A 6,772-nucleotide genomic window follows, 5' to 3' on the forward strand; every position below is an offset into this window, starting at 1 on the left:
CCGAGCCCGGGGGCATCATGGTCGTGTGAACGGCTCGGACGACGTGGATGCGCTGCTGTACCTGTCCTTCGGAGGCCCGGAGGGGCCCGAGGAGGTACGGCCTTTTCTGGAGAATGTGACACGCGGCAGGAACGTGCCGCCGGAACGACTCGACGAGGTCGCCGAGCACTACCATCACTTCGGCGGGGTGTCGCCGATCAACCGGCTCAACAGGGAGGTCATGGTTTCCCTGACCAGCGAACTCGCCGGACGAGGATGGGACCTGCCGGTGTACTTCGGCAACCGCAACTGGCACCCCCTGGTCGAGGACACGGTCGAACGCATGGCCGCCGACGGGGTGCGCCGGGCGCTGGTGTTCGCCACCTCGGCGTGGGGCGGCTATTCGGGCTGCCGCCAGTACCACGAGGACATCGCCCGCGCCCGGGCGGCGGTCGGGCAGGACCGTGCTCCTGATCTGGTCAAACTGCGCCAGTTCTACGACCATCCCCTGTTCGTGGCCGCCAACGCCGACGCGGTGACCAACGCCTACGCCGAGTTCGACGAGGCCACCCGCGCAGGGGCGCGGCTGGTGTTCACGGCCCACTCCGTTCCGTTGAGCGCCGAGGAGCGCCCCGGCGCGGACGGTCGTTCCTCCTGGTACTCGCGCCAGGTGCACGAGTCGGCCCGCTTGGTGGCCGAGGCGGTGGGGGTCGCGGACTACGACGTGGTCTGGCAGTCCCGTTCGGGGCCGCCGAGCGTGCCGTGGTTGGAGCCCGACATCTGCGACCACCTCGAACGCCTGCACACCGAGAAGGTGCCCGCGGTGGTCGTCAGTCCGGTGGGATTCGTCTCCGACCACCTGGAGGTGGTCTGGGACCTGGACAACGAGGCGGCGGAGAAGGCACAGGAGCTGGGGATGGGCTATGTCCGGGCGAGCACCGCCGGAACCGATCCCCGCTATGTGCGCATGATCGGTGACTTGGTGGCCGAACACGTCGAGGGACACCAGGCCCGCAAACTGTCCCCGCTGGTCCAGGCCGGCTGTGCCACCAACGGGACTCTGTGCGTGGCACAGGGCTGCTGCTGAGGACACCGCCGTCGGGGTTGCCGGAAACGCGTGGTGACGACCGGTCCCCGGCGGCGGTGTCGGTGTCAGTGCGGTTTGTCCGCGCTGTGTGCCAGCGTTCGGACCATCTCGCCCACGGCCGCGCGGCGGGCCGTACGTACCGCCGCGAACAGCGGACGCAGCGCTTGTCCGCGTGCCCGGTCCGCCGAGGCCGAGACCGCCCCGCCCGGGGCGTCCTCGGTGGCCACTCGCAGGATCGCCTCCACCTCGGTGGCCCGCTGAAGCACGCGGAGACAACGCTGCGGCACCCCCTCCGGCCACGAGGGCTGGGGGCGGGAGGCGACGTTCGCGGCGATCTCCGTGCGCACCCCCGGGCGGCTGTGGGAGACGTCCAGTTCGGTGAGGGTGCTGGCGGCTTCCCGCATCGCCGAGGACATGCCGTGTTCGGCCTCGCCCACCGGGGTGTGCTCCCGGGCCGGGGACTCGCTCACCTCGTGCACGGTCCACCGCAGGATCCCCTCGGCAACCCGTTCGGGAACCACGGCCAGTCCGGCGGTGGGGAAGACGGCGGCCTCACCGCGGCGCATCGCGTTCTTCGAGAACTCCGTGGATCCGTCGAGCCCGCGGGCGTCCCCGGCGACCGGGAGAACGAGTTCTCCGGCGTCTCCGTCGGCCCTGCGGATCGAGGCGAGCAGCAGCGCCAGGCCCGCCCCCGAGTCCCGGGGGCCGGGCAGTTCCCGTCTCAGGGCGGTTTCCTCGTCAGCGGCGTGAATCTGGTTCACTTCGGACCAGGTCCGGACCGCGTCGATCACGTCATCGGAGGCGGCCGCACCGTGCAGCCACGCTGAGGTCCACACGACCATCGTTGCGCTCGGACATGGCACGTCGGCCGAGGATACGGAACGCGAGATCCACGGACCAGCAGGGGGAGGGGGAGAGGATCACCAGTCCCGGACGGGATCGGGATCGAAGGGGGAACGCAGCCGACGCATGGTGGTTTCGCTGTGGTCGGCGCGTGGACGGGGCGGTTGTTCGGCACCGGCGTGGGTGTGAGCCGGTTCGAGGAACTGGACCGGACCGACCGTGCTCGGGCCGCGCCGATCGGGGTCGGTGGGACCGCGGTGTCGCGGACGATGCCGCGACGGTGTCGAAGTGCTGATAGTGCTCCTTGTCGGTCCACGCCGCCCGTTGTCACGGGACTGTTCGAGGCGCGGACGCTGCACGAGAGGGGGGCGGGGTCCGGTGAGGTCCCCGCCGGACACGGTGGTGGCCGTCCACCAGGACGGCCACCACCGGTTCACGAGAGTGAACTCAGACCGCGCGGACGACGTCGGCCTGCAGACCCTTGGTGCCCTGGCTGGCCTCGAAGGTGACCTGCTGGTCCTCGTCCAGGCTGCGGAAGCCCGGGGCGTCGATGGCCGAGTAGTGCACGAACACGTCCGGGCCGCCCTCGTCCGGAGCGATGAAGCCGAAGCCCTTTTCCGCGTTGAACCACTTCACGGTTCCCTGTGCCATGTCTGTCTCCTTCGGGAGCTTGGGGTATGACGGGTGGCCGGAATCCGCACGGACACCCGGGCCGCGAGATCTCAGACGGCTACTACTCCAGCTACAACCAAAGACAGAAGCTCGCCCGCATCAACATCCTGCGAGCGTGCACGAACACGAACCCAGAAATACGACGGCCAAGGGGAACTCTACACCGCTTCGCCGAACGGGTCCACCGGGGGAGGGGGGCGGTCGGAGCTTCCCCGCCACGTGCCCCGTGCGGAGGGATTCCTCCGGTCGTTTTCGTCGCTCAGGTCACAGTGGCGACACCAGTCTGTCACCATGAGTGCATGGCCGCGTTGGTGTGGTTGGTCGCCGGTGTGGTGTTGGTGGCGGCCGAGGTGACCTCCGGCGAGCTGGTGCTGTTGATGCTCGGTCTCGCCGCGCTGGGCACCGCCGGGGCCGCGGCGCTGGGCGCGCCGCTGTGGCTGGACGCGGTGATTTTCGCCGCCTTGTCCGGAGGGCTGGTTTTCCTCGCGCGTCCGATGGTCAAACGCCGTCTGATACGCGAGACCGCCGAAGGGGTCGAACCACGGACGAACGTGGACGCCCTGGTCGGCAAACGGGCGCGGGTGGAGGCCACGGTCGACGCCCACGACGGGCGGGTGAGCATCGACGGCGACGTGTGGTCGGCACGGTCCTTCGACGAGACGCAGGTACTGGAAGTCGGACGCACGGTGATGGTCATGGAGATCTCCGGGGCCGTCGCCGTGGTGTGGGCCGAGCCCTGAGGAGGCGGATGTGGCACCTGTCGTGTGGATAGTCCTGCTCGTGGTCGTGGTGCTGGTGGTGGTGCTGCTGTCCAAGACCGTTCTGGTCGTGCCCCAGGCCACCAGTGCCGTGATCGAACGGCTGGGACGGTTCCGTACCGTGGCTCTGCCCGGGCTGAACATGCTCGTTCCCTTCCTCGACCGGGTGCGGGCGAAGATCGACCTGCGTGAACAGGTGGTCTCGTTCCCGCCGCAGTCGGTGATCACCCAGGACAACCTGACCGTGTCCATCGACACCGTGGTGTACTTCCAGGTCACCGAGGCTCGTTCGGCGGTCTACGAGATCTCCAACTACATCGACGGTGTGGAGCAGTTGACCACCACGACCCTGCGCAACGTGGTCGGCGGGATGAGCCTGGAGGAGACGCTCACCTCGCGGGACCAGATCAACGGCCAGCTGCGTGGGGTGTTGGACAGCGAAACCGGGCGCTGGGGGATCCGGGTGGCCCGGGTTGAGCTGAAGGCCATCGACCCGCCTCCCTCGGTCCAGGACTCGATGGAGAAACAGATGCGGGCCGACCGGGAGAAACGCGCCATGATCCTCAACGCGGAGGGGGAGCGCGAGTCGGCCATCAAGACTGCCGAGGGGCAGAAGCAGTCCCAGATCCTCGCCGCCGAGGGGGCCAAACAGGCGGCGATCCTCAGTGCCGAGGGGGAACGCCAGTCCAGCATCCTGCGTTCTCAGGGGGAGCGGGCCAGCAAGTACCTGCGGGCCCAGGGAGAGGCCAAGGCGATCGAGAAGAGGTTCGCGGCGGTCAGACGGTCCAAACCCACCCCGGAGATGCTGGCCTACCAGTACCTGCAGACCCTGCCGGAGATGGCGCAGGGCGACGCCAACAAGGTGTGGGTGGTGCCCAGCGAGTTCAGCAGGTCGCTGGAGGGCTTCGCCCGGATGCTCGCCACCCCCGGCGAGGACGGGGTCTTCCGCTACGAGCCTCCCCAGGAGGAACCGCCGGTCACTCCTCCCGAGGAGGACGACTCCTCGGTGGCCTCCTGGTTCGACATGTCCTCCAATCCGGAGGTCGCCGAGGCCGTGCGTGCCGCCGAGGCGGTGGCGCGCAAGGAGGTGCCCACCGACATCAGCACCACGCCACGGGCCTCGTCCGAAGGGCAGGAGTAGGGCGTTCGTCTCGGGAACGGTTCACGGGCGCGGGGGCGGAAACCCGACGGGGTTCCGCCCCCGCTTTTCGTGCCGGGAGAGGAGGAACTCCCTGTATTTTTGCGTCCGCAGTTTCAGTGAAAAATGAAATAAATCATCGGACAAGTGCACCGAAAACGAAAAACACCTACAATCAGCCACCGAGAGGGGAGTACTTCACCACGTCGGACCGGTCAGTACGGACATCCGGGATGTCCCCGGCTGGCGGCCCCGCCCGGGGCGAAGGAGACCTCGAACGCGTCGTTCCGGAGGTTCTCCCGTGGTCAGTGGTGTGTCCGTGCTCGCCGCCGAGGTGCAGTCGGTGGGGTCCCCCTGGTTGTGGGGGATCAGCATCGTCGTGCTGCTCGGGCTGTTGACGATGGACTTCGCCGTCACGCACCGCCCGCACGAGGTGTCCCTGCGCGAGGCGGTCGGCTGGTCGGTGTTCTACCTCGCCCTGCCGCTGGTGTTCGGGCTCGGGCTGTGGTGGTGGATCGGCACCACGCAGGCGGTGGAGTTCTTCACCGGTTTCGTGGTGGAGAAGTCCCTGTCGGTGGACAACCTGTTCGTGTTCATGTTGCTGCTGGCGGCGTTCGCGGTTCCGAGCGCGCTGGCGCAACGGGTGCTGCTGTACGGCATCGTCGGGGCCCTGGTGCTGCGGGGAGTCTTCATCGCGCTGGGGGCGGCCCTGTTGCAGGCGGGAGCCTGGGCGTTTCTGGTTTTCGGGGGGATCCTGTTCGTCACCGCGGTCAAGATCCTGCGGGAGGCCCTGGCCGGGGAGTCCGTGGAACGGGACGTCTCCCAACTGCGTTCCGTCCGGTTGCTGCGCAGACTCATGCCGGTCACCGACGAGTACCACGGGGCCAGGCTGACGGTCCGCCAGGCGGGCAGGAGGGCGTTGACCCCCCTGAGCGTGGTGGTGGTCGCGGTCTTCGCCACCGACGTGGTTTTCGCCGTCGACTCGGTGCCTGCCGTCTACGGTGTCACCGAGGACCCTTACCTGGTGTTCGTGACCAACGCGTTCGCACTGCTGGGGCTGCGGGCGTTGTATTTCGTTCTGCGCTCCGCGCTGGGTAGACTGGTGTATCTCAACCACGGGCTGGCGCTCATCCTGGCCTTCATCGGTGTGAAGCTCATGCTGCACTGGGCCCACGGGCTCTGGCCGGCGGTTCCCGAGATCCCGACGTTCGTCTCGTTGGCGGTGATCGTGGTGATTCTCGGAGTGGTCACGGTGACCAGCCTGCGTTCCGAGCGTCGTGCCGTGGAGGAGGCTGCTGGCAGGAGCTGACCATGATCATCGAGGTGCTCGTCGAGATCGGTCTCACCGTTTTCCTGCTGTTGGCGTTGTTGGTCAGTTGTGCGGTGCTGGCCGCGGCCCGTCCGCTGCGACCCTCTCGCGGGGGTGGTGTCCGCAGGGGCGGTGGTCGTCCGTTGTTCCCGGGACGGGGCTGAAAAGGAGGGGCGTGGCCCTGTTCGGGCTGCGTAGGGTTCCTCCGTGTCCGGATCAGCCGATACTGGTCCATCCCCGTGCCGTGTCACCGCGGACGAGCTCGACCTTGCCGTGGGGCTCGCCGTGGCCGTCCTTCGTGAGGCTTCCCTCACCGCGTGGTCGGCCAAGGCGCCGGCTGCCTGGAGTGGGACTGCTGGGAGACCGTACCGGTTGTTCCCGGATGCTCCGGGCACCACGGAACCCTGGCGGACCCTGTTGTGGGCCACCGGACGCGCGGATCTTCCCGGCCACCCCCGGAGGGACACCTGGCGCTGGGACGACACACCCCGAGCATGAGGGTTCAGAGGTCAGCACCCCGGCCGCAGCCCCGGTCCGTTTCGCCGACACCGATGAGCAGGGGAGGGCTTGCGCGCTCGTGCCGGCCGTCACCGGTGCCGGGCTACGGATAGAAGCCGTCATCCTCGGTCGAGGCCGCCGGTCGGATGTGCTCCGGTGGGGAAGTCCTCGCTCAGGCCGATGGCCCGCATGGTGTGGGCGAGGTGTTCGCGCAGGCACCGTTTGGCCTCGGTGGCGTCCCCGTCGCGCAGGGCGGTGGCCAGCCGGACGTGTTGGTCGGTGACCGTACTTCGCCGTGGTGACTCGTGGGTGCGGGCGGTGGCGGTGACGCGGAGCTGTCGTTCCCGCAGCGCGCTGTAGAGGTCGGTGACCACGGGGCTGTCGGCGGCGGCGACGATGCGGGCGTGGAAGGCGCGGTCGGCCTCGTGCATCTCGGCGTCGGAGAGGTCGCTGGGGTCGCAGGCGGGGTGGGTGAGCAGTTCGTCCCC

The 6,772-nt window shown here is 68.6% G+C and carries 8 protein-coding genes; 5 read left to right on the forward strand and 3 right to left on the reverse strand.

Features of this window, described 5'->3' with window-relative positions; genetic code table 11:
- Positions 1 to 25: 25 nt before the first annotated feature.
- The gene (locus CEP50_RS09040; protein WP_219905398.1) at positions 26 to 1,066 is read left to right on the forward strand and encodes a ferrochelatase; all 1,041 of its coding nucleotides are present in this window, start codon (positions 26 to 28) and stop codon (positions 1,064 to 1,066) included.
- A 65-nt stretch (positions 1,067 to 1,131) separates the two neighbouring features.
- Here CEP50_RS09040 and CEP50_RS09045 read toward each other — a convergent pair whose 3' ends face one another.
- Together CEP50_RS09045 and CEP50_RS09055 are read right to left on the reverse strand one after the other, a co-directional pair.
- Positions 1,132 to 1,908, reverse strand: coding sequence for a hypothetical protein (locus tag CEP50_RS09045; RefSeq protein WP_181188296.1), 777 nt, complete (start codon positions 1,906 to 1,908; stop codon positions 1,132 to 1,134).
- A 448-nt stretch (positions 1,909 to 2,356) separates the two neighbouring features.
- Entirely contained in the window at positions 2,357 to 2,560 is a 204-nt protein-coding gene (locus CEP50_RS09055; protein ID WP_106113488.1) for a cold-shock protein, read from the reverse strand.
- Positions 2,561 to 2,880: 320 nt separating this feature from the next.
- Between CEP50_RS09055 and CEP50_RS09060 the strand changes: the two genes are divergently transcribed.
- The 4 genes from CEP50_RS09060 to CEP50_RS20090 all read left to right on the forward strand — a co-directional run bounded on the left by CEP50_RS09060 (position 2,881) and on the right by CEP50_RS20090 (position 5,950).
- Positions 2,881 to 3,321, forward strand: a complete 441-nt coding sequence (locus CEP50_RS09060) for an NfeD family protein (protein WP_106113489.1) — start codon at positions 2,881 to 2,883, stop codon at positions 3,319 to 3,321.
- A gap of 22 nt (positions 3,322 to 3,343) precedes the next feature.
- Positions 3,344 to 4,480 (forward strand): SPFH domain-containing protein, encoded by a 1,137-nt coding sequence (locus CEP50_RS09065; RefSeq protein WP_445596575.1) that lies wholly within the window; start codon positions 3,344 to 3,346, stop codon positions 4,478 to 4,480.
- A gap of 298 nt (positions 4,481 to 4,778) precedes the next feature.
- Positions 4,779 to 5,786 carry a TerC/Alx family metal homeostasis membrane protein gene (locus CEP50_RS09070; RefSeq protein WP_106113491.1) on the forward strand — a complete coding sequence of 336 codons (1,008 nt, stop codon included), beginning with the start codon at positions 4,779 to 4,781 and terminating at the stop codon, positions 5,784 to 5,786.
- A 2-nt stretch (positions 5,787 to 5,788) separates the two neighbouring features.
- On the forward strand, positions 5,789 to 5,950 hold the full coding sequence (locus tag CEP50_RS20090; RefSeq protein WP_181188293.1) for a hypothetical protein: 162 nt from the start codon (positions 5,789 to 5,791) through the stop codon (positions 5,948 to 5,950).
- Between the two features lie 453 nt (positions 5,951 to 6,403).
- Here the strand turns inward: CEP50_RS20090 and CEP50_RS09080 are convergent.
- A partial coding sequence (locus CEP50_RS09080) for an FCD domain-containing protein (protein WP_146134769.1) occupies positions 6,404 to 6,772 on the reverse strand: 369 nt, incomplete at its 5' end.

The organism is Actinopolyspora mortivallis (assembly GCF_003001495.1).
In the GTDB taxonomy this organism is placed as follows: Bacteria; Actinomycetota; Actinomycetes; order Mycobacteriales; family Pseudonocardiaceae; genus Actinopolyspora; species Actinopolyspora mortivallis_A.

Excerpts from the sequence above, each read along its gene's own strand:
- CEP50_RS09060 (WP_106113489.1), top strand. The coding sequence starts at position 2,881 with ATGGCCGCGTTGGTGTGGTTGGTCGCCGGTGTGGTGTTGGTGGCGGCC.
- CEP50_RS09055 (WP_106113488.1), bottom strand. The coding sequence starts at position 2,560 with ATGGCACAGGGAACCGTGAAGTGGTTCAACGCGGAAAAGGGCTTCGGC.
- CEP50_RS09045 (WP_181188296.1), bottom strand. The coding sequence starts at position 1,908 with ATGGTCGTGTGGACCTCAGCGTGGCTGCACGGTGCGGCCGCCTCCGAT.
- CEP50_RS20090 (WP_181188293.1), top strand. The coding sequence starts at position 5,789 with ATGATCATCGAGGTGCTCGTCGAGATCGGTCTCACCGTTTTCCTGCTG.